This window comes from Microbacterium sp. PAMC21962 (assembly GCF_019443465.1).
GTDB lineage: Bacteria > Actinomycetota > Actinomycetes > Actinomycetales > Microbacteriaceae > Microbacterium > Microbacterium hominis.
Genome location: NZ_CP080381.1, coordinates 539766 through 564883, shown reverse-complemented (window position 1 = coordinate 564883; position 25118 = coordinate 539766). Strand labels below are relative to the sequence as shown.

At 71.8% G+C, this 25118-nt stretch carries 18 protein-coding genes; 12 read left to right on the top strand and 6 right to left on the bottom strand.

What is annotated here, in order from left to right:
- Positions 1–27 precede the first annotated feature (27 nt).
- Genes KY498_RS02725 through KY498_RS02715 form a run of 3 tightly spaced genes read right to left on the bottom strand, consistent with a single transcriptional unit; the run spans position 28 to position 2494 of the window.
- Positions 28–738: an SOS response-associated peptidase gene (locus KY498_RS02725; protein WP_191008555.1), complete on the bottom strand. Its 711-nt coding sequence runs from the start codon at positions 736–738 to the stop codon at positions 28–30.
- Positions 739–747: 9 nt separating this feature from the next.
- Positions 748–1812: an App1 family protein gene (locus tag KY498_RS02720; protein ID WP_101306294.1), complete on the bottom strand. Its 1065-nt coding sequence runs from the start codon at positions 1810–1812 to the stop codon at positions 748–750.
- Positions 1813–1816: 4 nt separating this feature from the next.
- The gene (locus KY498_RS02715) at positions 1817–2494 is read right to left on the bottom strand and encodes a DedA family protein (RefSeq protein WP_060958569.1); all 678 of its coding nucleotides are present in this window, start codon (positions 2492–2494) and stop codon (positions 1817–1819) included.
- 85 nt (positions 2495–2579) lie between these two features.
- On the opposite strand from KY498_RS02715, the gene KY498_RS02710 reads away from it, so the two are divergent.
- The 5 genes from KY498_RS02710 to holA all read left to right on the top strand — a co-directional run bounded on the left by KY498_RS02710 (position 2580) and on the right by holA (position 10694).
- Positions 2580–3890 (top strand): anthranilate synthase component I family protein, encoded by a 1311-nt coding sequence (locus KY498_RS02710; RefSeq protein WP_191008556.1) that lies wholly within the window; start codon positions 2580–2582, stop codon positions 3888–3890.
- Positions 3891–3960: 70 nt separating this feature from the next.
- Positions 3961–6543, top strand: coding sequence for a leucine--tRNA ligase (gene leuS / locus KY498_RS02705; RefSeq protein WP_101306297.1), 2583 nt, complete (start codon positions 3961–3963; stop codon positions 6541–6543).
- 125 nt (positions 6544–6668) lie between these two features.
- Positions 6669–7259, top strand: coding sequence for a ComEA family DNA-binding protein (locus KY498_RS02700; RefSeq protein WP_191009691.1), 591 nt, complete (start codon positions 6669–6671; stop codon positions 7257–7259).
- On the top strand, positions 7256–9583 hold the full coding sequence (locus KY498_RS02695; RefSeq protein ID WP_191008557.1) for a ComEC/Rec2 family competence protein: 2328 nt from the start codon (positions 7256–7258) through the stop codon (positions 9581–9583). The genes KY498_RS02700 and KY498_RS02695 overlap by 4 nt, the downstream gene beginning before the upstream one ends.
- Before the next feature lie 64 nt (positions 9584–9647).
- Complete coding sequence (holA, locus tag KY498_RS02690) at positions 9648–10694, top strand: DNA polymerase III subunit delta (protein WP_191008558.1); 1047 nt, start codon at positions 9648–9650, stop codon at positions 10692–10694.
- A 66-nt stretch (positions 10695–10760) separates the two neighbouring features.
- Here the strand turns inward: holA and rpsT are convergent, their stop codons facing one another.
- A complete protein-coding gene (rpsT, locus tag KY498_RS02685; protein ID WP_036285140.1) occupies positions 10761–11021 on the bottom strand; it encodes a 30S ribosomal protein S20 in 261 nt (86 codons plus the stop codon).
- A 227-nt stretch (positions 11022–11248) separates the two neighbouring features.
- Between rpsT and KY498_RS02680 the strand changes: the two genes are divergently transcribed.
- Positions 11249–12550 carry an MFS transporter gene (locus KY498_RS02680; RefSeq protein ID WP_223848925.1) on the top strand — a complete coding sequence of 434 codons (1302 nt, stop codon included), beginning with the start codon at positions 11249–11251 and terminating at the stop codon, positions 12548–12550.
- Here the strand turns inward: KY498_RS02680 and KY498_RS02675 are convergent.
- Both KY498_RS02675 and KY498_RS02670 read right to left on the bottom strand, forming a co-directional pair.
- Entirely contained in the window at positions 12480–13223 is a 744-nt protein-coding gene (locus tag KY498_RS02675; RefSeq protein WP_191008559.1) for an alpha/beta fold hydrolase, read from the bottom strand. The two genes, KY498_RS02680 and KY498_RS02675, sit on opposite strands and share 71 nt — an antisense overlap.
- Before the next feature lie 83 nt (positions 13224–13306).
- Positions 13307–18043 carry an ExeM/NucH family extracellular endonuclease gene (locus KY498_RS02670; protein WP_191008560.1) on the bottom strand — a complete coding sequence of 1579 codons (4737 nt, stop codon included), beginning with the start codon at positions 18041–18043 and terminating at the stop codon, positions 13307–13309.
- 303 nt (positions 18044–18346) lie between these two features.
- Here KY498_RS02670 and lepA point away from each other — a divergent pair, with 303 nt between their 5' ends.
- The 6 genes from lepA to KY498_RS02640 are packed head-to-tail and all read left to right on the top strand — an operon-like array spanning position 18347 to position 25104.
- Positions 18347–20197: a translation elongation factor 4 gene (gene lepA / locus KY498_RS02665; protein ID WP_219879454.1), complete on the top strand. Its 1851-nt coding sequence runs from the start codon at positions 18347–18349 to the stop codon at positions 20195–20197.
- Between the two features lie 24 nt (positions 20198–20221).
- Positions 20222–20872 (top strand): DUF1990 family protein, encoded by a 651-nt coding sequence (locus KY498_RS02660; protein WP_060958949.1) that lies wholly within the window; start codon positions 20222–20224, stop codon positions 20870–20872.
- Entirely contained in the window at positions 20872–22089 is a 1218-nt protein-coding gene (hemW, locus tag KY498_RS02655; RefSeq protein ID WP_191008561.1) for a radical SAM family heme chaperone HemW, read from the top strand. Before KY498_RS02660 ends, hemW begins: the two co-directional genes overlap by 1 nt.
- Positions 22090–22147: 58 nt before the next feature.
- Entirely contained in the window at positions 22148–23185 is a 1038-nt protein-coding gene (gene hrcA / locus KY498_RS02650; protein WP_191008562.1) for a heat-inducible transcriptional repressor HrcA, read from the top strand.
- 52 nt (positions 23186–23237) lie between these two features.
- Positions 23238–24350 (top strand): molecular chaperone DnaJ, encoded by a 1113-nt coding sequence (gene dnaJ / locus KY498_RS02645; RefSeq protein WP_060958946.1) that lies wholly within the window; start codon positions 23238–23240, stop codon positions 24348–24350.
- A gap of 1 nt (position 24351) precedes the next feature.
- Complete coding sequence (locus KY498_RS02640; RefSeq protein ID WP_191008563.1) at positions 24352–25104, top strand: 16S rRNA (uracil(1498)-N(3))-methyltransferase; 753 nt, start codon at positions 24352–24354, stop codon at positions 25102–25104.
- Positions 25105–25118: the final 14 nt, after the last annotated feature.

The window sequence follows — 25118 nt, the reverse complement described above, 5'->3', positions numbered from 1 at the left end:
GGGCGGAAAAGCCCGCTCCTCGCGGTGTCAGGAGACGGGTTCGATCAGTTCCGGACCGTTGTTGCGCACGTTGCCGACCTCGCGACCGACCTGACGCATCATCAGCCCGTCGACGAGCGCCGGAGCGGCGTCGATCGTCGCGTCGAGCAGGTCGCCGACGTTCTCGGTCGTCGGGTCGAGCCACACATCCGCGTAGTCGGCGTCGATGAACAGCGGCATCCGATCATGGATCGACCCCAGCTGACCGACCGCGCCACGCGTCATCACCGTGAAGCTCAGCATCCACCGCGTGGGATCGTCCGGAGCCTTCGCCGGATCCTTCCACCACTCGTAGAGCCCCGCGAAGAACAGCGGCTCATCACCGGCCGGGTGGATGTAGTACGGCGTCTTGACGCCATCCTCGGTCTTCCATTCGTAGTACCCGGATGCCGGGACGATCGCGCGCCGCGCGATCAGCGCCTGACGGAACATCGGTTTGTCCTCGACCTCCTCGGCGCGCGCGTTGATCGCCTTCGCACCGATGCCGGGGTCCTTCGACCAGGAGGGCACGAGCCCCCACCGGGCGGCCTCGAGCCGTCGCGTGGGCGGCTCGGTCTTCGCCGAGTCGAGGACGATCGCGACACGATCGGTGGGTGCGACGTTGTACGAGGGCGCCGGCAGATCGTCACCGATCACGTCCACCCGGAGGACGCCGACGAGCTCGGACCCGGAACTGCCCACGACGAAACGACCGCACATGCGGCCAGCCTACGCGGGGCCTCCGACGCCGTCGGCGTCGAGCACGCCGATCTCCGCGAGACGATCCAGAAGCGCGGCGCCGTCGTCACCCGTCACCCACGGCACCGCCGCGGCGGAGTGATCGTCGACGGCGGTCCGGCCTCCGGCGAGGACCGCCTCGGCGGAGGACAGCCGGCGGATCGCCACCGCCCGCACACGCTCGGGGTTCTCGCTCGTGAAGGCCGTGTACAGCGCGTCGTCGTGCTGGCCGTCGTCACCGATGAGCACCCAGGACACCTGCGGGAACTCCCGGGCGAGGCGCCGCAGGTTCTCCTCTTTGTGGGCGCGACCGCTGCGGAACCACCGGTCGTGCGTGGGCCCCCAGTCCGTCAGCAGCAGCGCACCTGGCGGGAAGAGGTGTCGTCGCAGGAAGCGCTGCAGGGTGGGCGCGACGTTCCATGCGCCGGTGGACAGGTAGACGACCGGAGCCCCGGGGCTCTCGCGCACCAGGCGTTCGAGGAGCACCGCCATGCCGGGCACCGGCTGACGGGCGTGCTCGTCCAGGACGAAGGAGTTCCACGCCGCGACGAGAGGACGGGGCAGGGCGGTGACCATCACGGTGTCGTCGACGTCGGAGATGACGCCGAAGCGCACGTCGGCGCCGACGACGAATACGCGCGTCTCGAAGGGCTCGGAGCCTTCGACGGTCATCGTCAGGGGTTGCCATCCCGGTTGGAGGCGCGCGGGCAGCACGGTGTCGACCACGCCGCCGCGGTCGGCCACGACGTCATGGCTCACACCGTCGATCGTGACCGTCACGTGGGCGTATCCGACGGGCACCGCCGCGAAGCTCCGCCAGCCGCGGACGCCGATGTCTTCGCCGCGATGACGCGTGCGGCGGCGTGTGCGCACGGGCGGCACGATGAGCACCCGGCCCAGCACCCGCACCCAGTCCTCGCCGCCGTAACCCGGGTAGGCGGACACGCTCGGCCGCAGCCCGCGGGCGCGGGAGCGACGCTCGCGCCAGGCGTGGAATCTGTACTCCAGACGAGCGATCCAGAGCACCTTGACACGCGGTGCGGGTTCGGCGTGCATCGCTTCAGTCTTTCATGTCCTCGGTCGGACGGGTGTCCGCGTCGTCGAGGCGCATGTGCCGCGCCTCCCGCGCGACGATCACGCGCTTGGCGATGTACGCGAGCACGAGGAAGACGGCGATGACGGCCACGAAGAGGTATCCGGCGACGTGCAGGCGGTCGGCGAGTTCGCGGTAGGTGCCCGCCGCCGCCGCCGCGACGCTGACGTACGCCACCGCCCAGACGGTGCAGGCCGGCGCGGTCCACGCCAGGAAGCGGCGGTAGGAGAAGCCGCTCATCCCGACCGTGAGCGGCACGAGCGAGTGCAGCACCGGCAGGAAGCGGGACAGGAAGATGGCGGGGCCGCCGCGGCGACGCAGGTAGAGCTCCGCGCGGGTCCAGTTGTCCTCGCCGATGCGACGCCCCAGCCGCGAGAAGCGGATGCGCGGGCCGAGCCACCGACCCAGCCAGAAGCCGATGCTCTCGCCCACCAGCGCCCCGACGACCACGACGACCATCAGCACCGCGGCCTCCGCGACCGACCCGACCGCCGTCGCGGCGACGATGACGACGGTGTCGCCGGGGACGATCAGTCCGACGAGGACGCTCGTCTCCAGCAGGATGGCGATCCCGGCGAGAACCGTGCGCAGCACGGGGTCGACGTTCTGCACGGCATCGAGCAGCCACGAGAGGAACTCGTTCACGCGACCAGCCTATGCGGCACCTGGGTGTGCGTATGCCCCGCGGCGGGTCCCGGTCGGCGCGGCGGCGGGCGTCTAGCCTGGAAGGATGCCCGCGCGCCTCGTCGCACATCCGCTCGCCTGGACCGATCCCGCGGCACTGTTCCGCGGCGGTCTCGGCGACCACGAGCACGCGTTCTGGCTGGATGCCGGGCCGCACGCGACGACCGGGTACAGCTGGATGGGCGTCGGCGTCCCCGACGAGATCGGTCCTTCCGACGTCGTGCTGGCAGCGGACGGCGGCGCGGGCGATCCCGTCCCGCCGGGACTGTTCCGCGGCGGGTGGGTCGGATGGTCGGGCTTCGATGCCGCCGCACGGGCGGCGGGGGCACCGGCCACCGTCGACGACCGGGACGGACCGCAGGAGGCGTGGCTGCGCGTGCGCTGGTTCGTCACCGTCGACCACGCCGCGCGCGCGATGTGGCTGGTCGCCGAGCCGGCGGAGCTGGTCGCGGCGCTCGCGCTCCTCGACGCGCGCCGGGATGCGCCGCCGCCGACGGATGCCGGGGGCGTCGTCGCCACGGCATCCGCTCGCCAGCGACCCTCGGAGTACCGCGCGCTGATCGAACGCTGCCGAGCGGCGATCCGCGCGGGGGACGCCTACCAGCTGTGCCTGACGACGCGCTTCGACGTCGCCGCATCCGACCCGCTCGACCCCGTCGACACCTATCTGCGCCTTCGCGCGGCCCTGCCCGCGCACCACGGCGGCATCATCCGCAGCGGTGCGTTCGCCCTGCTCAGCGCGAGTCCCGAACGCTTCCTCGAGGTGGCCGACGGTATGGTCCGCACGCGCCCGATCAAGGGGACGCGTCCGCGCGGCGGCGACAGCGCCGAGGACGCGGCCCTTGCCCGCGAGCTGGCGGAGAGCGTCAAGGAGCGCGCGGAGAACGTGATGATCGTCGACCTCATGCGCAACGACCTCCAGCGCGTGTGCACACCCGGCACCGTGAGCGCGGAACGCCTGCTCGAGGTCGAGTCGTACTCGGCGGTGCACCAGTTGGTCAGCACCGTCGCGGGACGGCTCAGGCCGGGGACGACGTGGGCGCAGCTGCTCGCGGCGACCTTTCCCGCCGGCAGCATGACCGGGGCGCCGAAGCTGTCGGCGATGCGGATCCTGCACGGGCTCGAGGCCGGAGCGCGCGGACTCTACTCCGGCTGCTTCGGCTGGGTCGGCGACGACGGACGCGCCGATCTCGCGATGACCATCCGCTCGATCGTGCTGCATCCGGGAGGCGCCTACGTGGGGGCCGGGGGCGGCATCACCTGGCTCTCCGACCCCGATGCCGAGGTGGCCGAGGTGGGCGTCAAGGCCCGGGGTCCGCTCGGTGCGCTCGGCGCCACCCTCCCGCCGGGATGGTAGGGCGGGTCCGCTAACCTGGAAGCACGCCTCTCGCGCGTTCCCCAGCTTTCAGATTGGTCTTCCCCTTCCCATGAGCAGCCCCACAGACATCGCCACCGCCGCCGAGAACGGACCGTACGACGTGCACGCCGTGCAGGAGAAGTGGCAGCGCATCTGGGCCGAGAAGGACCCGTTCCGCGCCGGTGGCGACGACGACACGCGCCCCCGCAAGTACGTGCTCGCGATGTTCCCCTACCCCTCGGGTGATCTGCACATGGGTCACGCGGAGAACTACCTGTACTCCGACATCGTCGCGCGCTTCTGGCGGCACCGCGGCTACAACGTGCTCAACCCCATCGGCTGGGACAGCTTCGGCCTGCCCGCCGAGAACGCCGCCATCAAGCGCGGTGTCGAGCCGCGCGGCTGGACCTACGGCAACATCGCGCAGCAGCGCTCGAGCATGCAGCAGTACGGCGTCTCGTTCGACTGGTCGCGCGTGCTGCACACCTCCGACCCCGAGTACTACCGCTGGAACCAGTGGCTGTTCCAGCGCCTGTACGAGAAGGGGCTCGCGTACCGCAAGGACGCGCTGGTCAACTGGGACCCGGTGGACCAGACGGTGCTGGCGAACGAGCAGGTGCTCCCCGACGGCACGTCCGAGCGCAGCGGCGCCGTCGTGGTGAAGAAGAAGCTCACGCAGTGGTTCTTCCGCATCACCGAATACGCCGACCGTCTGCTCGACGACCTCAACCAGCTCGAGGGCTTCTGGCCGCACAAGGTGCTGCAGATGCAGCGCAACTGGATCGGCCGCTCCGTCGGCGCCGACATCGACTTCGAGATCGAGGGTCGCACCGAGAAGATCACGGTGTTCTCGACGCGCCCCGACACCCTCTACGGCGCCACGTTCATGGTCGTCGCCCCCGACTCCGACCTGGCCGCGGAGCTGGTGGCCTCGGCATCCCCGGAGGCGCGCATGCGCTTCCAGGACTACCTCGACACCGTGCAGAAGACGAGCGAGATCGACCGGCAGACGGCCGACCGCCCGAAGACCGGCGTCTTCCTGGAGCGGTATGCGATCAACCCGGTCACGGGGGAGCGGCTGCCCATCTGGGCCGCCGACTACGTGCTCGCCGGCTACGGCCACGGCGCCGTCATGGCGGTGCCCGCCCACGACCAGCGCGACCTCGACTTCGCGCGCGCGTTCGACCTGCCCGTGAAGGTGGTCGTCGACACGACGGCGCCGGTCACCGGCGCGATCCCCGTCATCGAGCTGGATGCCGAGGGCGTGCCGATCGATCCGGGTGCCCCGGGCCTGGACGAGATCGATCCCGCCGTGACGGGCGTGGCGCTCACGGGCGACGGCCGGATGATGAACTCCGGCCCGCTCGACGGACTGAGCAAGCGCAACGCCATCGCCCGGGCCATCGAGCAGCTCGAGGCCGCCGGCACCGGTCGCGCCGCGAAGACCTATCGCCTCCGCGACTGGCTCATCTCGCGTCAGCGCTACTGGGGCACGCCGATCCCGATGGTGCACACCGCCGACGGTCGCATCGTCCCGGTGCCGGACGATCAGCTCCCCGTCGAACTCCCTGCGATGGAGGGTCTGGATCTCACGCCCAAGGGCTCCTCGCCCCTCGGCGCGGCGACCGGCTGGGTCGAGACCGTCGACCCCGAGACGGGCGAGCCGGCCCTCCGCGACCCCGACACGATGGACACGTTCGTCGACAGCTCGTGGTACTTCCTGCGCTTCCTGTCGCCGGGGGACGCCGCACGGGCGTTCTCGTCGAAGGAAGCCGACCGCTGGGGTCCGGTGGACTTCTACATCGGCGGCGTGGAGCACGCGATCCTCCACCTCCTGTATGCCCGCTTCATCACGAAGGCGCTGTTCGACATGGGCCTGGTGGAGTTCACCGAGCCCTTCTCGAACCTCATCAACCAGGGCATGGTCATCCTCGACGGCGCCAAGATGAGCAAGAGCAAGGGCAACCTCGTGCTCTTCCAGGACGAGCTCAACGCCCACGGCGCCGACGCGCTGCGCGTCGCGCTCGCCTTCGCGGGCCCCGTGGAAGACGACAAGGACTGGAGCGACGTCTCGACCACCGGCGCCGCCAAGTTCCTCGCCCGCGCCTGGCGCATCGCGCACGACGTGTCGAGCGCCCCGGACGTCGTGTGGGCCGAGGGCGACACGGCCCTGCGCCGCGTGACCCACCGCCTGTGGGCGGATGCCCCGGCGCTGATCGAGCAGACCAAGTTCAACGTCGTCGTCGCCCGCCTCATGGAGCTCGTCAACGCGACGCGCAAGACGATCGACGGCCCCGCGGGCCCCTCCGATCCGGCCGTGCGCGAAGCCGCCGAGGCCGTGGCGATGATCCTCGACCTGTTCGCCCCGCACACGGCGGAGGAGATGTGGGAGCAGCTCGGGTATGAGCCGTTCGTGGGTCTCGCGACGTGGCGCCAGGCCGACCCCACCCTCCTGGTCGAGGAGTCGGTGACCGCGGTCGTCCAGATCGACGGCAAGGTGCGCGGCACCCTGACGGTGCCCGCACGCATCTCGTCCGACGAGCTCGAGGCGCTCGCGCGCGCGGACGAGAAGGTCGTGCGCTCCCTCGCCGGCCGCGAGATCGCCCGGGTCGTCGTGCGCGCGCCGAAGGTCGTCAGCTTCACGACGGCCTGACCCCGCGAGGGGAAGAGCCCTCCTCCCCAAGACGCTCGCCCCGCCGGCTCTCCACGAACAGCCGCCGGAAGGGGTCGTCGCCGCGCTGAGGGTGTGAGCGTGAGCGGGTGAGTTCTCCCGAGGAGATGGCCGCGGCATCCGCCGACGCCGCTCTGGCCCGTGTGCGGCGACGCCGCCTCGGCACCGGCGCGGCGATCGTGCTGGTGCTCGCGATCGCGGCGATCGCGGTCGTCATCGGGTTGGTGCGCTCGGCCGCGGCGCCCGCCGCCTCGGTTCCCGTGGCGGTCGCGGATCCCGCGCCGCCGCCCGTGTACGTACACGTGTCCGGCGCGGTGGCTCACCCCGGGCTGTACCGGCTCGACGACGGCGCGCGCGTGGTCGACGTCGTGGCCGCGGCCGGCGGACTGGCCGACGACGCGGATGCCGCGGCCATCAACCTCGCGCGCCCGCTGAGCGACGGCGAGCAGCTGCACGTCCCGCGCGTGGGGGAGAGCGCGCCACCGGCCGCAGCCGCGACCGGGGAGGGACGGGTGAACCTGAACACCGCCGATGCCACCGCTCTCGACGCGCTGCCCCGCGTCGGCCCGGCGATCGCGGAGCGCATCATCGCGTGGCGCACCGAGAACGGACGGTTCACGAGCGTCGACGACCTGCTCTCGGTGCCCGGGATCGGCGAGAAGATGCTGGCGGGGTTGCGCGATCGGGTGACGGTGTGAGGGTCGGCGCGCGGACGGAGCGGGCGATCGGCAGACGCCGCCTCCGGCGACGCGACGCCCGGCTGGTGCCGGTCGCGGCCGCCGCGTGGCTCGTCGCGGGCCTGCTGACCGCCCAGGCCGAGGTCTCCGGCGTCGTCGCGACGGCGCTGTGGGCGGCATCCGCGGCCGTGCTGCTCTTCGCGGTGCGCCGCGGCCGTGCGGCGCCCGCGTGCGCACTGATCGCGGTCGCCCTCGCCGCGAGCGGCGCGGTGGCGATGCAGGTCGCCGCAGCCCAGCCGACGCGCGCGGTCGTCGCCGCCGCCGACACGACCGGCGGCCGCGCCCTGTCGGTGATGGCGACCGCGGTCGGCAAGATCGAGCGCAGCGCGACCGGGTGGCGCTTCGACGCGATCCTGGAGCGGCTCGAGTACGGCGACACCGTGATCTCCGCGGCGGCGCCCGTCCTCGTGCGGACGGCCGAGGTGCCCACCGGCCTCGACCTCGGCGCGCGGGTGCGACTGCGGGGGACGGGCTGGCGACCGGACGCGGGCGACCGGGCGGTGCTGGTCATCGACGCCGCGTCCGTGCCCACGCTGCTGTCGGGGCCGACAGGAGCGCTGTCCGCCGCGTCGGAGCTCCGCCGCGGCCTCGTCGAGGTCACGGCCGGACTGCCCGATCCGGGGCGCGGACTCATCGCGGGACTCGCCGTCGGTGACACCTCCACCGTCGACCCGGGGCTGGACACCGCGATGAAGGCGTCGTCGCTCTCGCACCTGACTGCCGTCAGCGGCGCGAACTGCGCGCTGGTCGTGGGGATGGCGTTCGCGGGCGCCGCCGTCTGCGGCGCCCGTCGCGGCATCCGGGTCGGGGCGGGCCTCGCCGCACTGGTGGCGTTCGTCGTGCTCGTCTCGCCCGAGCCGAGCGTCGTCCGCGCCGCGACCATGGCTGCGGTGGCGATGCTCTGCGTGCTCCTCGGACGCACCGGCGCGGGACTGTCTCTGCTCGCCGTCTCGGTCGCGGTGCTCGTCATCATGGATCCGTGGCTGGCACGCTCGCTCGGCTTCGCCCTGTCCGTCACGGCGACGGCCGCTCTGCTGGTCGTGGCCGGCCCGCTGGCAGACGGGTTGGCGCGGTGGATGCCGCATCCCCTCGCCCTGGCCCTGTCGGTGCCGCTGGCCGCCCAGCTCGCCTGCGCCCCGCTCATCGTGCTCATCTCGCCGCAGGTGTCGCTCTACGGGGTGCTCGCGAACGTCCTCGCCGCACCGGCCGCTCCGCTCGGCACGGTCCTCGGTCTCGCCGCGTGCATGTGCGCCGGCATCCCCGCCCTCGGAGCGGGGATGGCCGTGCTCGCCTGGCTTCCCGCGGCCTGGATCGCCGCGACGGCCACCGTCGTCGCGCAGCTTCCGGGCAGCGCCGTGTGGTGGCCGCAGGGTCCGGTCGGGCTCCTCGCCCTCGCCGTGGTGGTCCTCGCGGTCGGGCTCCTTCTCGTCCGGACGCGCCGGGTCTGGCGCATCGCCTCGCTGCTCGTGCTGGCGGTCACCGCCGCGGTGGCGCTGGGCGTGGGGCCGGTCGCGCAGATCGGGGAGCGCGCCCGGATCCCGCCGGACTGGACGATCGCGGCGTGCGATGTCGGTCAGGGCGACGCGCTCGTCGTGCGGTCGACGGCGCACGTGTCGCTGGTCGACACCGGTCCCGACCCGGCAGCGCTGGAGCGCTGTCTGCGCACGCTCGGCGTCGATCGCATCGAGCTGCTCGTGCTGACCCATTTCGACCACGACCACGACGGCGGCGTCGCGGCCGTCGTGGGCCGCGTCGACGTCGTCGTCCACGGACCGACCGGAACCCCCGACGACGAGCGCACGCTCCGACGTCTCGCCGAGGGCGGAGCCCGACCGGTCCGTGCCACCGCGGGGATGACCGGCCTGCTGGGAGACGCGCGGTGGCGCGTGCGGGGGCCGGAGAGCAACGCGGCAGCGGGCAACGACGCCAGCGTGGTCATCGAGGTCACCGGTCCCGCGGTCCCCACGACGCTGATGCTCGGCGACCTCTCGGCGGACGGGCAGCGTCGCCTGGCCGCGAGCGCACCGCTGCTGACGTCCTACGCCGTGGTCAAGGTCTCCCACCACGGCAGCGCGGATCAGGATGCCCGGTTCTACGCCCGCCTGCGCCCGGCTCTCGCGATCGTGTCGGTCGGCGCGAACACCTACGGGCATCCGCGCGCGGAGACCCTCACGATGCTCTCGGGGCTGGGCGCACGCATCGACCGCACCGACGCCGAGGGCCTCATCGTCCTGTGGAGCGAGGAGTCGGCCCTCCGCGTCTGGCGCGAGAGGTCTCCGCCGTGACGGCGGCGGCCCGCGACCACGCGGCGGGCGACGCGACGTCGGACGGCGTCGATAGGCTGGAGGCATGCCACCCGCCGCCCGTCGTCCCGCCGCGCGCGGGGGTTCCCGCACCGCGTCGGCGATCCCTCAGATCTCCTGGCGCAGCCCCCAGCCGGCGCCGATCGTGCTCGTCTCGGGGCCGGAGGACGTCTGCGCGGAGCGTGCGACCGCCGGCATCCGCGAGTTCCTGCGCGCCGAGGACGCGAGCCTCGAGGTCTCCGACCTCCGCGCCGACGACTACACCTCCGGCAGCCTGCTGACACTGACCTCGCCGTCGCTGTTCGGCGAGCCGCGCCTCGTGCGGGTCGGTGGCGTGGAGAAGTGCTCCGACGCCTTCCTCACGGAGGCGCTCGCCTACATCGAGGCCCCGCAGCACGGCGCCACCGTCGTCCTGCGCCACACCGGATCGAGCGTCCGCGGCAAGAAGCTGCTCGATGCGATCCGCTCCGGCACGGGCGGGGGAGTGGAGATCGCCTGTCCCGCGGTCAAGCGTGATTCCGACCGGTTCGACTTCGCCGCCGGTGAGTTCCAGACCGCGCGCAAGAAGATCGCGCCGATCGCCCTGCGCGCCCTCGTCGGCGCCTTCTCCGACGATCTCACCGAACTGGCCGCCGCCTGCCAGCAGCTCATCTCCGACGTGCCCGGTGACATCACCGAACAGGTCGTCGAGCGCTACTACGGCGGCCGCGTCGAGACGTCGGCGTTCACCGTCGCCGACACCGCGATCGCCGGCCGCTACGGCGAGGCGCTCGTGGCCCTGCGCCACGCGCTCGCGAGCGGAGCCGACCCGGTACCGCTGGTGGCCGCGATCGCCTCGAAGCTGCGGACGATGGCGCGGGTCGCCGGCCTGCGCGAGTCGTCGGCATCCATCGCCGCACGCCTCGGGATGAAGGACTGGCAGGTCGACCGCGCCCGCCGCGACCTGACCGGCTGGAACGAGACCAGCCTGGGGCGCGCCATCCAGGCGGCGGCGCGCGCGGATGCCGAGGTCAAGGGCGCCTCGCGCGACCCCGTGTTCGCGGTCGAGCGCCTGATCACGATCATCGCGACGCGCGCCCCCTACGGCGCCTGACCCGCGCCGCACACGACGAAGGCCCGCCCCGGATGCGGGACGGGCCTTCGTGCGACGGGATGCGGCTCAGAGAGCGGCGACCTGCTTCGCGATCGACGACTTGCGGTTCGCGGCCTGGTTCTCGTGGATGACGCCCTTGCTCACGGCCTTGTCGAGCTTCTTCGAGGCCTTGGCGAGAGCCTTCTCGGCGGCGGCCTTGTCGCCGGCGGCGATGGCCTCGCGGGTGCGACGCACCTCGGTCTTCAGCTCGCTCTTGACGGCCTTGTTGCGCTCGCGCGCCTTCTCGTTGGTCTTGTTGCGCTTGATCTGCGACTTGATGTTCGCCACGTTCGACGGCTCTTTCGTTCGGTTTTCGATGGATGTGCCGGGGTAGCGGTAGAGGGACGCCTCCGGCGGCGTGCGGGGTGGGACCCACACGCAAGCCAATCACCGAGTCTATCAGGTTGCCGCGTGGCGACCCCGCAATGCGCCGCGCACCCGCGCGCGTGGGGCATGATCGGATCGACCGGGCCCGATCCGGCCGATCCGACGGAGCACCGACGAAGGAGCCTCCCGTGAGCGCAGGGTCCCCCCAGAACGCCCCGACCGCCCCGACCTCCGGCCGCCGCGCGGGCGCGGGCTGGTTCGCACTGTTCACCCTCGCGTGGCTCGCGATCTGGACCGCGCAGCTCACCCCGCTCCAACTCCTCATCCCGCTGCAGCTGGACACCCCGGGTGATGCCGACCGTTGGATCTCCGGGGTCGTCTCCTCGGGCCTGGTGCTCGCGGCGGGAGGCCTCGCCGGGGTCATCGCCGGACCGCTGGCCGGGGGCATGAGCGATCGGACGCGCGGCAGGTTCGGGCGCCGGCGCCCGTGGGCACTGGGCGGTGTGCTCCTCGGGGCGGGGTCGCTCGTCGCGATCGCCTTCGCGACCGGGCCCCTCGGCGTCGGGGTCGCATGGGTGGGCGTGTCGGTCGGCGTCGCCGTCGCCTCCGCCGCCTTCACCGCCATGATCGCCGACCAGCTGTCGGCCCAGCGAGGCACGGCGTCGGCGGCGATCTCCTCTTCGCAGGCGCTCGGCATCGTGGTCGGCGTCGGCGTCGTCGTGCTGCTCGGACTCGGCGTGGTCGCGGGCTACCTCATGCTCGGCGCCATCCTGCTCGTCGCCGGAGGAGCGGGCGCGCTGCTGCTGCCCGACCCGCCCGCACCGGCGGCGTCGGCGACCGCGCGCACGCGCCGCGCGCTGTCGGCCCGGTTCGCCGCCTTCCGTGATCGAGACTTCGCGTGGATGCTGTGGGGCCGCCTCGTGGCCAACATCGGCAACGCACTCGGCACGGGGCTGCTCCTCTTCTTCCTGCTGTACGGCCTCCACCGCGACCCGGCCGCCGCTCAAGACGAGCTCCTGCTGCTGATCGTCGTGTACACGGTGTTCGTCGTGCTCGCCTCCGTGCTCGCCGGGGCGGTGTCGGATCGCACCGGCAACAGACGGGGGCTGACGGTCGGCGCCGCGCTCGTGCAGGGCGGCGCGGCACTCCTGCTCGCGGTGTTCCCGTCGTTCGAGATGTCGCTCGTGGCGGCCGGTCTGCTCGGCGTCGGATACGGCGCGTACATGTCGGTCGGCCTCGCCCTCGGCACCGACCTGCTCCCGTTCGCGGAGGACAGTGCGCGCGACCTCGGCTTCGTCAACGTGGCCGCGAGCCTCGGTCAGCTCCTCGGGCCGCTCATCGGCGCGGGACTCGTCGCCGCGGTGGGCGGATTCTGGCTGCTGTTCCTGGGCTCCGCGGTGATGTCGGTGGTGGGCGGCCTCATGACCTTGATGGTGCGGGCTCCCCGGCGGCATCCATCGTCGCCAGCGCCAGATCGAGCACGGCGTTGAAGACCCGCGGGCGCATCGCGGTGACCAGGTGCGACGTGCGCGGCACGACGATCAGTTCCGCGCCGGGCACGAGAGAGGCGAAGAGCCGCTCGTTGACGCGCAGCTGGTCGAACTGGCCGTTGACGAACCACGTGGGCACGTCGATCCGGCGCAGGGCGGCCAGCAGATCCAGCACCGACAGGCTCCGCAGCGCGATGTCCTGCGCGTCGTAGGCGTAGCCGCCGGCGCCGAAGTCGGCACGGGTCTCCGAGGGCAGTGTGCGATCGAGAACCCATTCGGCGATGGGAGCGCCCCGCCCCGGGAGACGGTCGAAGCCGCGCGCGAGCGTCCGGTAGGTCTGCAGCGCGAGTCCGCGCGGGATGGCCGTGCACGAGGCCGCCACGAAGGCGTCGAGCGGGGGGCGCGTCTCATCGCCGGCGTACGCGATCGAGAGCAGTCCGCCCATCGAATGCCCGACGAGCAGCACGCGACCCTGCCCGGCCGCCGCGCGGACGGCGGTGTCGATCGTCGCGAAGGCGCCGTCGAGGGTGAACTCCTCGGCCATCCGCGTGCCGTGACCGGGGAGATCGAGGGCGATCGCGGATACCCCGCGGTCCTCGAGATGCTCCACCTGCGCGCGCCACATCGTGGCGGACGTGCGGATGCCGTGCACCATCACCACGGTCGTCCTCACCCGGCCAGCCTAAACGGTGGCCACGCACGCCGACGGCCCCGGACACCCGCCGAAGCGGGGCCGGGGCCGCCGGGACGCGCGGATCAGCCGACGACGCGGCGGCGCCGTGTCGTCATCGCGAGCATCATGCCCGCTGCGAGCAGGAACGCACCGCCGAGCGCGAGGCCCCAGGGGAGCTCGGCGCCCGTCGTGGCGAGCACGCCCTCACCCACCACCTCCAGCGGCAGGTTCAGCACGACGCGACCGTCGGCGCCCAGCACGATGAGGTGATGTGTGCCGGTCTCGAGCGTCCGCGGCACGGCCACCGTGAAGGTGACCCGTCCACTCGCGTCCGCGGCGGGGATGCCGGTGATCACGATGGGCTGGCTGTTCAGCGTCGCCGCGACCTGCTCTCCGGCGCCGAGACCGGTGAGGGTCACGGTGAAGGACGAGCCGCGCTCGATGCGACCGCCGGCGGCGAGGCCGGTCGTCGACACGCCCACGCCCGATCCGCCCGTCGACGGCGCGGTCGTCGTCGGAGACGGCGACGGCGAGTCGGTCGGCGACGCGGTGGGCGAGCCGGTCGGAGTGCCCGTCGGCGACGGCTCCGGTGTCGGCGTGCCGGTCACGAGCTTCGCCCGGCCGAGCGCCGACGGGGCGATCGGGTCGACCGCCTTGGCGTACGCGAGCGTAGCCGCCAGGTCGACCTGGCCGGTGTCGGTGCGATCCGTGCCCTGCGCGAAGGGCGCGAAGCCGTCACCGCCGTTGGCGAGGAACGAGTTCGTCACCACCGTGAAGGTGTCGGTGTCGGCGATCTTCGTGCCGTTCAGCGACATCGAGACGATGTGCCCCGACCGCGATGCGCTCTGACCGGCCGGCGGCGCGTCCTCCGTGTACTCGTAGGAGAAGCCCTGCGAGACGCCGAGGTGCAGCTTCGGGCGGTCACCCGTCGCCTGCCACTGCCGCGTGAGGATGTCCTTGAGCTGGCCACCCGTGAGCGTCACCGTCACGAGCGTGTTCGCGAAGGGCTGCACGTCGGCGAGCTGCTTGTAGGTCACCGTGCCGTCGCCGACGTAGGTGAGGTCCGCGCGCAGCCCGCCCGGGTTCATGAGCGCGATCTGCGCCTTCTTCCCCGCGTACGCCGGGTTCGTGCTGGTCGCCCACAGGTAGACGTCGGCGACGGTGTTGCCCATCGTCGACTCCACTCCGCGGTCGGAGCCCTTCGTCCCGCCGCGCAGGATGTCGCCCGTGATCGTGCCCACGGGCTGCGCTCCGATGGTGTTGGCCTGGTCGCTGAATCCCTTGACGAGTGCCGCGACCTCGGCATCCGGGGTGAACGGCGTGCTGGCGAAGGTCGTGATCGTCGGGGAGATCGACACGAGCTCGTCGGCGCGCTTGTCGTACGTCACGGTCAGCTGACCCAGCGCCTTGCCGTACTCCGAGGCCTGGATGACCGGACGCAGCCCGCCCGTCGACGCGACCTGCACCTCGCACGCGTACGTCTGGTGCGTGTGCGCCGAGACGATGGCGTCGATGTGGGCGGACGCGCCGCGGATCAGGGCGCCGAAGGCCGAGGGGTCGGTGGCGACCGCCTCGCACTGGTTCGACACCGACGATCCGGAGTGCGTCAGCAGCACCGTCACGTCGGCGAGGTCGCCGTCTGCGATCTCGTCCGCCACCCGGTTCGCGGCCTCCAGCTGGTCGCCGAAGTCGAGGTCCGCGATACCGGCGGGGTCGACCATCGTGGCGGTGTCGGTGGTGACGGTGCCGATGAAGGCGACACGCACGCCGTCGATCGTCTTGATCGCGTACTCGGCCAGCGCGGGCGTCTTCGTGCCCTTCAGGTAGACGTTCGCCCCGAGTGCGTAAGGCGCACCCGCCGCGATCTGCTCCGGCGTCGCGCCCGACGGATCGACGTTGCCGCCGAATCGCGGGATGACACGGTCCCTGAGGTCGGCGAAGCCACGGTCGAACTCGTGGTTGCCGACCGCCGAGACCTCGAGCCCGGAGGCCTTCAGCGCATCGATCGTCGGGGAGTCCTGCTGGATCAGCGAGGTGAACGTCGACGCACCGATGTTGTCTCCCGCAGACACGAGAACCGTGTTCGGGTTCTGCGCCTTCTTCGTCGCGACCGCACCGGCGAGCACGGCCGCGCCGGCCTCGCCCTGGGTGCCGGCCTCGATGCGTCCGTGGAAGTCGTTGATCGTGAGGATGTCGATCGTCGTCGGCGCTCCGGCGCCCGCGGACAGCCCGACCTTCAACGGATCGTGGTCGCTCGAGCGATAGGGCCCCTCCTGCCAGAACAGCGTGCCGTGGTTGTTGTAGCGGCTGTACTCGAGCGCCACCGACTCACCGGAGTTGATGTTCCAGACGTCGCCGCCGGTCACGCGCTTCCATGCGGCCTCGTTGAGGAGCACGTGGTCGAGCGAACCGGAGAGACCGTCGAAGGAGTAGGTCGAGCGACCCAGCTCCAGCCCCGACTCGGCATCCGTGTACCCGGCGTCGTAGAGGACCTTCAGCGGGTCCTCCTGGGTGTAGGAGTTGAAGTCGCCGACGAGGACGGCGGCGTCTCCGGTGCTCGTGAGCGACGTCACCCAGTCGCGCAGCGCGGTCGCCTGCGCGACGCGCGCCGGGTTCCAGGCGCCCTGGCCGTCCTTCTGGTCGGCCTGCGCGCCCGACGCGCCGGACGAGCCCTTCGACTTGAAGTGGTTCACGACGAACAGGAACGGCTCGCCGCCCGCGACCGGTGCGAACTTCTGCGCGATCGGCTCACGGGCGTTGTCGAACGCCTGGCCGGAGCCCGACAGCGTTCCCAGCGCGAGCGCGTCACCCACCCGCTCCACACGAGCGGGCTGGTAGATGATCGCGTTGCGGATGACGTCCTGCTCGGACGCGTCGGGCAGCTGCGCGGATGCCGGCACGTATGCCCACTTCGAGGAGCCCGCCGCGGTGTTGAGTGCGTCGACGAGCGTGGAGACCGCCGTGTCGGGCGTGCTCGGCGTGGTCTTCGCCGAGTTCTCGATCTCCATCAGACCCACGACCGACGCGTCCAGGGTGTTGATCGCCGAGACGATCTTGGACTGCTGGCGCGCGAGGTCGGCAGCACCCCAAGCGCCGCGCAGGTCGCACCCGGTGCGGACGTTGGTGCCGACGCCGGCGCGATCGGTGTACGGCTGGCACGCCGCGTTCGACGAGCCCAGCGTGGTGAAGTAGTTGAGCACGTTGAACGAGCCGACGCTGAGGTCGCCGCCGACGGAGGCCGGTGCCGCCGTGCGCGGATTGCTGAACGTGGCCTGACCCTGCGTGACACCGTCGCCGGGCAGGAACGATGCCGGGTTCAGCTTCCACGCGTTGTTGCGGTAGTCGAGGACGAACGAGCCGGTGAGGGTGGCGGTGCCGCCCACGACGACCGGGTGGTCGACGGAGACGTAGGCCGGGGTCAGGTCGCCGTTGAGGAGCGCTCCGGTGCCGCTGTTCGCACGCGCGGCGTAGTCGAGCGATCCGCCGTCGTCGAGGACGACGCCGCGCGCGAGGTTGTCGGCCGCGACGGCCTCCGCCTCGGCGGAGCCGGGGCGCGCGACGTCGGTGGGCTGGCGCAGCACGCCCGTTCCGGCGGCGAGACCGACCTCGCCGTAGCGGTTCGTGTTGTTCGTGTTGGTGACCGTGAAGGTGCTCGAGACGGTGACGAGCATCGACTCGAGGCTCTCACGCTGCGCGATCGACGTCGGCCAGCTCGTGAGCGTGACCGGCGCCGGCTTCGCGGCATCCGCGATCTTCGTCGTCTTGCCGGCCTCGACGCTCAGCTGGGTGAGTCCGTTGAACTCGCCCGCCGTCCCCGTCACCCGCACGGTGTCGCCGAGCGCGACCTCGTTCGCGACGGACGCGGTCCTGGTGTACACGAAGACGGCGTCGGATGCGGTGTGGCTGCCCAGATCGATCGCACCGCCGGTGCCGGGCGTCTGGATGACGTAGCCGTTGTAGCCGCCCACCGGGTAGTGCGCGGTGACGACGCCCTCCGTGGTGACGGTCTGGCCGTTGAGGGGCGTGGCGTCGCCCGTGCCCTGGATCGCGGCGATGGGAGTCACGGTGTCGGTGCCGGGAGCCGTGGACGTCGGGCTCGGGCTCGGCGATGCCGTCGGCGACGCCGTCGGCGATGCCGTCGGCGAGGGCGACGGGACGTTGCCGGCCGCGTTCTGCGGCGTGGGGTCGGCCGCCACGAAGTCGGCGCCGTTGACGGCGGTGTTCGTGTGGGCGGCGTCGCGCGTGATGCTCGTCGCGTTCGTCGTCGCGGGGGCGGGCGATCCGCCGGCGGCGGGGGCGGCGGCCGAGCCCCAGGCGACGTAGTCGACGACGTCGGCATCCGTCGGGCCCGTGATCGCGGCCGCGCTCGACACGAGTGCGACCTTGCCGGTGGTGCCGCTCATGGCCAGGTCGCCGATCGCGTCCGGCGTGGGCAGGGCGGTCGTGCCGCCGGCACCGATCTTCTCCTGCACGAGGAAGGTCGATCCCGCCGGGATCGATCCGGAGAGGGCGTTCTTGGTCCACGTGGTGCCGGTGGCCGAGGCGTACTGCAGCGACCACCCCTCCAGGCTCACCGCCGAGGAGGAGACGTTGACGAGCTCGACGAAGTCGTGCGTGTAGGTCGCGCCATTGTTGCCACCCCCGCCGTAGACCTCGTTGATGAGCACAGCCGCGCCGGTGTCGACGGCGGCTCGCGCCGGAAGGGCGGCGAGCCCCAGACCGCTGAAGGCGAGGGCTCCGGCTGTGATGGCGGCGACGACCGAGCGTCGCTTCCGCCTGTCGGCGGTGGGACGCGGTGCGTCCGGTGTCTGATCTGACACGTGTTCTCCCTGGTTTCGCATGCAACAAGCGACGGCCGCCGAGCGGTCGTCCGTCAGTGTGGATTCGGACCCATGATGGGGATGCCGGGGGGCGGGGCGGTTGCGTGCAGGTGAACACGCGACGGCACCCCGTGTCATCGGGTCTGAGATCGAGCATCGGCGGCGCCGGGCCGCCCGGACAAGGGCGGGAAGCGTTAACTCTTTCTCATCGGCCGGTTCTCTGGCGCGCCGCCGTCGCCGTCGGATAGGGTGCCGCCGCCGCGGGCGGGCGCGACGCGGCGACGCCGGTAGACTGCTCGGGACATGTCACCGCGCGCCCTGAAGCCTCTCGAGCCGTCTGCGACCCCTCCAGAGCTGATCCGCAATTTCTGCATCATCGCCCACATCGACCACGGCAAGTCGACGCTGGCCGACCGCATGCTGCAGATCACGGGCGTCGTGTCCGACCGCGACATGCGCGCGCAGTACCTCGACCGCATGGACATCGAGCGCGAGCGCGGCATCACGATCAAGTCGCAGGCCGTGCGGATGCCGTGGGCGACCTCGGACGGCACCTTCGCCCTCAACATGATCGACACCCCGGGTCACGTCGACTTCACCTACGAGGTCTCCCGGTCGCTGGCGGCCTGCGAGGGCGCCATCCTCCTGGTGGACGCCGCTCAGGGCATCGAGGCGCAGACGCTCGCGAACCTCTGTCTCGCGCTCGAGAACGATCTGCAGATCATCCCCGTGCTCAACAAGATCGACCTCCCCGCCGCCGACCCGGAGAAGTACGCCGCGGAGCTCGCCAACCTCATCGGCGGCTCACCCGACGACGTGCTGCGCGTCTCGGGCAAGACCGGCATGGGCGTCGAAGAGCTCCTCGACCGCATCGTCGAGCGCATCCCGGCGCCCGTCGGCGACGCGTCGGCTCCGGCACGGGCGATGATCTTCGACTCCGTGTACGACGCCTACCGCGGCGTCGTCACCTATGTGCGCATGGTCGACGGCAAGCTGGAGCCGCGAGAGCGCATCCAGATGATGTCGACGCGCGCGACGCACGACCTGCTGGAGATCGGTGTGTCCAGCCCCGAACCCGTGCCGACGCGCGGGCTCGGTGTCGGCGAGGTCGGCTATCTCATCACCGGCGTGAAGGACGTGCGCCAGTCGAAGGTCGGCGACACGATCACCAACCATCGCAAGCCGGCGACGACGGCCCTGGCCGGATACACCGACCCGAAGCCGATGGTGTTCAGCGGCGTCTACCCCATCGACGGCAGCGACTACGCGGATCTGCGCGAAGCGCTCGACAAGCTGAAGCTGTCCGACGCCTCGCTGCAGTACGAGCCGGAGACCTCGGTGGCGCTCGGCTTCGGCTTCCGGTGCGGATTCCTCGGTCTGCTGCACCTCGAGATCATCACCGAGCGCCTCTCGCGCGAGTTCGACCTCGACCTCATCACCACCGCGCCGTCGGTGACGTATGAGGTCACGACCGACACCGGCGAGCACGTCGTGGTCACCAACCCCAGCGAGTACCCCGACGGCCGCGTCGCGTCGGTGTCCGAGCCCGTCGTGAAGGTCGGCATCCTGCTGCCCAAGGATTACGTCGGCACGGTGATGGAGCTGTGCCAGCAGCGCCGCGGAACGCTGCTGGGCATGGACTACCTCTCCGAGGACCGCGTCGAGCTGCGCTACAACATGCCGCTCGGCGAGATCGTGTTCGACTTCTTCGACCAGCTGAAGTCGAAGACGCAGGGCTACGCGAGCCTCGACTACGAGCCGGCGGGCTCCCAGGAGGCCGACCTCGTGAAGGTCGACATCCTGCTGCAGGGCGAGAAGGTGGATGCCTTCAGCTCGATCGTGCACCGCGAGAAGGCCTATGCCTACGGCACCCTCATGACCGAGCGCCTGCGCAAGCTCATCCCGCGTCAGCAGTTCGAGGTGCCGATCCAGGCCGCGATCGGCGCCCGCATCATCGCCCGCGAGAACATCCGCGCCATCCGCAAGGACGTGCTCGCGAAGTGCTACGGCGGCGACATCACGCGTAAGCGCAAACTGCTCGAGAAGCAGAAGGAGGGCAAGAAGCGCATGAAGATGGTCGGTCGCGTCGAGGTGCCCCAGGAGGCCTTCATCGCCGCCCTCTCGGGCGACGTCGAGGGCAAGGACAAGAAGTAGGACGCCCCCGTTAGGCTGGAGACCATGCGTCGCGGAAGCTTTCAGGACGACACCGTCGACTACGCCGCGGTCGGTGCGACGCAGGCGCACGACCTCATGAGCTACCCGCCGGAGAACAGTGTCCCGGCCGAGGACTCGCTGCTGCTGGGCAGCGGACAGGCTCGCTTCGAGTCGTCCGCGGAGGCCCTCCTGTCGTGGTCGGCCCTGCGCGGCGCCGGACTGCAGATCAGCGATGTGCGCCCGGCGGCAGGCCCGATGTACACGGGCGTCGGCTACGACATCGACGGCACGCCCACGGTCGCGAGCCGCCTCGAGGCCGACCAGCGCTTCGATGCGGACGGCACACCGTATGTGGCCGCGGGCACCACGATCCGCGTCCACGGTCACGTCAAGCGCATGAGCGCCGACGGCGAGCTGCGGGTCATCTACGCGATCGAGGAGCCCCGTCGGGTCGGTTTCGCGCTCGGCACCGTGGGCGGCTCGGTCGTCAGCGGTGAGGAGTCCTTCGTCGTGACGTGGGCCGACAACGACGAGGTGCGCTTCACGGTGCGCGCCTTCGACCGCCCCGTCTCGGCGCTGTACCGACTGATCCCGCCCCTGCTCAAGCGCCGCCGCCGCGAGCTCTTCCGGGGCTATCTGCGCGCCATCTCCCCGATGTACACGACCCCCGCCTGATGGGATCCGCCCTCCCTCTCGGCGATCCCGCGCCCTCCGACGGCGCCCTGCCCCCCGACATCGTGATCGACCCCGATCGTGACTTCGGGGTCTACCTGCACGTGCCCTTCTGCCGTGTCCGCTGCGGCTACTGCGACTTCAACACCTATACGGCCGGCGAGCTGCGCGGAGCGCGGCAGGACGCCTACGCCGACGAGGTCCTGCGCGAGATCGCGCTGTCGCGGGAGGTGCTGAGCGCGCGGGGGCCGCTGCGGGCGGCATCCACCGTCTTCTTCGGCGGGGGCACCCCCACCCTGCTGCCCGGGGGCGACCTCGCCCGCATGCTCGACGGCGTCCGCACCGGCTTCGGCCTCGCCGACGGCGCGGAGGTCACCGTCGAGGCCAACCCCGACACCGTCACGGATGCCCTCGCGCGCGAGCTGGCCGCCGCCGGAGTGACGCGGATGTCGATCGGCATGCAGTCCGCCGTGCCGCACGTGCTCGCGGCGCTCGACCGCACGCACGACCCGGCAGGCGTGCGCACCGCCGTCGAGGCGGCGCGCACCGCCGGTCTCGACGTCAGCGTCGACCTCATCTACGGCGCGCCGGGGGAGTCGCTCGACGACTGGCGCCGCTCTGTCGAGACGGCCGTCGGGCTCGAGCCCGACCACATCTCCGCATACGCGCTCATCATCGAAGACGGCACCAAACTGGCGCGGCAGATCCGCCGCGGCGATGTCGCGGCCCCCGACGACGACCTGCAGGCCGACATGTACGAGCTGGCGGACGAGGCCTTCGCCGCCGCCGGATACGACTGGTACGAGGTGTCGAACTGGGCGCGCAGCCCGCAGCAGCGCTCCCGGCACAACCTGGCCTACTGGCGGGGCACCGACTGGTGGGGCTACGGCCCGGGGGCGCACAGTCACGTGGACGGGCTGCGCTGGTGGAACGTCAAGCACCCGGCCGCGTACGCGCAGCGCCTGGCCGCCGACGAGTCGCCCGCCGCGGCGCGCGAGCGCCCGGATGCCGCGGCGCGCCGGCTCGAAGACGTGCTCCTGCGCTCGCGCATCGCGGAGGGGATCGCCGTCTCGGATCTCACCGGCGAGGGCCGTCACGCCATCGCGGCCCTGATCGCCGACGGCCTCATCGACGGCGCCGCCGCGGTGCGCGGTCGTGTGGTGCTCACGCGGCGGGGACGCCTTCTCGCCGACGCCGTGGTCCGCGCCCTCACCGTCTGAGGCGGCGCACGCGGTAGGATTGGCACTCGACAACCCGGAGTGCCAACGAGGAGGAGTGATGGTCTCGGAACGCGGCCTGCAGGTCCTCCGCGCGATCGTGCAGGACTACGTCGACACGCACGAGCCGGTCGGGAGCAAGGCGATCGTCGAACGACACCAGTTCGGGGTCTCCGCGGCCACGATCCGAAACGACATGGCGCTGCTCGAAGACGAAGAGCTCATCGCCGCTCCGCACACCTCGTCGGGGCGTGTGCCGACCGACAAGGGCTACCGCGTCTTCGTCGACCACCTCGCGGAGCTGCGTCCCCTCTCGGGCGCGCAGCGCTCGGCGATCTCGTCCTTCCTCAGCGACCCGGGCGATCTCGACGATCTGCTGATGCGGACGGTGCGCGCCCTCACCCAGCTCACCGGACAGGTCGCGATCGTCCAGTACCCCTCGTTCGCGCGGGCGAACGTCTCGCACGTCGAGTTCGTCCACCTCGGAGGCGCGCGGGTGGTCGTCATCGTGGTCACCGACACGGGGCGCGTCTCGCAGCGGGTCGCCTTCCTCGCGGAAGAGCTGAGCGAGCAGTCGGCCGCACAGGTGAAGACCGCGATCGCCCAACTCGTGACCGGGAAGCCCGTCGGAGACGCCGCCGCCGCGATCGCGGAGCTCGCGGCATCCGTGCCCACCGGAACCCGCATCGACGACGCGCTGCGGGTCGTCGCCCGGATCGTCGGCGAGGAGCTCGACGACTTCCGCCAGGATCGGTTGGTCATGGCCGGCAGCGCGACCCTCGCCCGACGTGAGAGCGACTTCCGCGGCAGCATCTATCCGCTCCTCGAGGCCATCGAGGAGCAGGTCACCCTCCTGCGGCTGATGGGGGAGATGGTCGCCGACGAACACGGTCTCGCCGCGAGCATCGGGCGCGAGAACGCGGCGTTCGGTCTGACGGAGGCCTCGGTCCTGACGAGCGACTACGACACGACCGGAACCCGCGCCCGCGTGGGCCTGCTCGGTCCGACGCGCATGGACTATCCCACCAACCTCGCGGCGGTCCGCGCCGTCGCGCACTATCTGAGCCGGCTCCTCGACGAGGACGACGCGTCCCGCTGAGCGATCCGCTCCCGAACACCCACCCGCGCCCGAGAGGGCAGGAAAGGCGATTGTGGCCGACCACTACGAAGTCCTGGGCGTCTCCCGTGACGCGAGCCCCGAGGAGATCAAGAAGGCGTACCGGCGTCTGGCGCGCGAGCTGCACCCCGACGTGAACCCGGGCGCCGATGCGTCCGAGCGGTTCAAGCTCGTCACGCACGCCTACGACGTGCTCAGCGACCCCGAGCAGCGTCAGCGCTACGACATGGGCGGCGACGGCTCGCCCTTCGGCGGGGGAGCGGGCGCCGGCTTCGGCGGGTTCGGCGACATCTTCGAGACCTTCTTCGGCGGCGGCGGAGCCCGGACCGGACGACCCCGATCGCGCCGGGAGCGGGGCCAGGACGCGCTCGTGCGCGTCACGCTCGATCTCGCCGACGTGGTCTTCGGCACGCACCGCGACATCGAGGTCGACACCGCGGTGCTCTGCGACACCTGCCAGGGCTCGTGCTGCCAGCCCGGCACGCAGCCGACCACCTGCGACATCTGCCACGGCTCCGGCCAGGTGCAGCGGACGGTGCGCAGCCTGCTCGGCAACGTGGTCACGTCGCAGCCGTGCACCACGTGCCAGGGCTACGGCACGACGATCCCCTACCCGTGCGCCACGTGCCAGGGGCAGGGCCGGGTGCGCGCGCGCCGCACGGTGTCGGTCGACATCCCGGGCGGCGTGGAGACCGGCCTGCGCCTGCAGCTGCCCGGGTCCGGCGAGGTCGGTCCCGCGGGCGGACCCAACGGCGACCTCTATCTCGAGGTCACCGTCGCGAACCACGAGGTCTTCAGCCGCGAAGGCGACGATCTGCTCGCCACGCTGGAGGTGTCGATGCCGGACGCGATCCTGGGTACCCGCACCACGATCTCCTCGCTCGACGGCGACGTCGACCTGGAGGTCCGATCCGGGGTGCAGTCCGGCGATGTGCTCACCGTCAAGGGTCGCGGCATCACGCCGCTGCGCGGCGGCACGCGCGGCGATCTGCGCGTCGGCGTGCAGGTCGTCACGCCCACGAAGCTCGACGCCAAGGAACGCGCCCTCATCGAGGACTTCGCCAAGCGGACCAAGGCTCCCGCCCCCCGGCTGGCGCAGTTCCACCAGGGCATGTTCTCCAAGCTCCGCGACCGGTTCCGCGGCTGACATGGCGCTCCACTTCCTCGTCGATGAGCCATCGGTCGACGGTGCCGACGTGTCGACCGCCGACGCCGGCGACGAGGTCGTCATCACGGGCGCGGAGGCGCATCACGCCGCCGTCGTGCGGCGCGTGCGCATCGGCGAGGAGGTGACCGTCGGCGACGGCCGGGGCGTCTGGCTGACCGGCGTCGTCACCGCATCCGCCCCCAAGCGGGTCGTGGTGTCGGTGACGTCGCGGTCGCAGCAGGCGGCCGCGAGCCCCCGCATCGTCCTCGCCCAGGCCCTCGCGAAGGGAGACCGTGACGAGCTCGCGGTGCAGGCGGCCACCGAGCTCGGAATCGACGAGGTCGTGCCGTGGCAGGCGGCACGCAGCATCTCGCGCTGGACGGGCGAGAAGGCCGTCAAGGGCGTCGGCCGCTGGCAGAGCATCGTGCGCGAGGCGGCGAAGCAGGCGCACCGCGCCTGGACCCCCACCGTCGGCGCCGTGCTCACGACGCGCGAACTGGCCGCTCGCGCAGACCGGGCGCGCGTGCTCGTGCTGGAGCCGACCGCCCGCACCGCGCTCACCGCCGTTGCGCTCGACGACGTCGCGGAGGTCGTGCTCGTGGTCGGCCCGGAAGGCGGCGTCTGCGCGGAGGAGATCGCCGAGCTCACGGAGGCCGGCGCGATCGCCGTGCGCCTCGGCGACACGGTGCTGCGCACCTCGACGGCCGGGCCCGCCGCCCTGGCCATCGTCAACGCCCGGCTCGGCCGCTGGTGACGGGCGCTGACTAC

Bases quoted from the DNA above. Each gene is read 5' to 3' on its own strand.
- KY498_RS02725 (WP_191008555.1), bottom strand. From the start codon at position 738: ATGTGCGGTCGTTTCGTCGTGGGCAGTTCCGGGTCCGAGCTCGTCGGC.
- KY498_RS02720 (WP_101306294.1), bottom strand. From the start codon at position 1,812: ATGCACGCCGAACCCGCACCGCGTGTCAAGGTGCTCTGGATCGCTCGT.
- KY498_RS02710 (WP_191008556.1), top strand. From the start codon at position 2,580: ATGCCCGCGCGCCTCGTCGCACATCCGCTCGCCTGGACCGATCCCGCG.
- leuS (WP_101306297.1), top strand. From the start codon at position 3,961: ATGAGCAGCCCCACAGACATCGCCACCGCCGCCGAGAACGGACCGTAC.
- KY498_RS02700 (WP_191009691.1), top strand. From the start codon at position 6,669: ATGGCCGCGGCATCCGCCGACGCCGCTCTGGCCCGTGTGCGGCGACGC.
- holA (WP_191008558.1), top strand. From the start codon at position 9,648: ATGCCACCCGCCGCCCGTCGTCCCGCCGCGCGCGGGGGTTCCCGCACC.
- lepA (WP_219879454.1), top strand. From the start codon at position 18,347: ATGTCACCGCGCGCCCTGAAGCCTCTCGAGCCGTCTGCGACCCCTCCA.
- KY498_RS02660 (WP_060958949.1), top strand. From the start codon at position 20,222: ATGCGTCGCGGAAGCTTTCAGGACGACACCGTCGACTACGCCGCGGTC.
- hemW (WP_191008561.1), top strand. From the start codon at position 20,872: ATGGGATCCGCCCTCCCTCTCGGCGATCCCGCGCCCTCCGACGGCGCC.
- hrcA (WP_191008562.1), top strand. From the start codon at position 22,148: ATGGTCTCGGAACGCGGCCTGCAGGTCCTCCGCGCGATCGTGCAGGAC.
- KY498_RS02640 (WP_191008563.1), top strand. From the start codon at position 24,352: ATGGCGCTCCACTTCCTCGTCGATGAGCCATCGGTCGACGGTGCCGAC.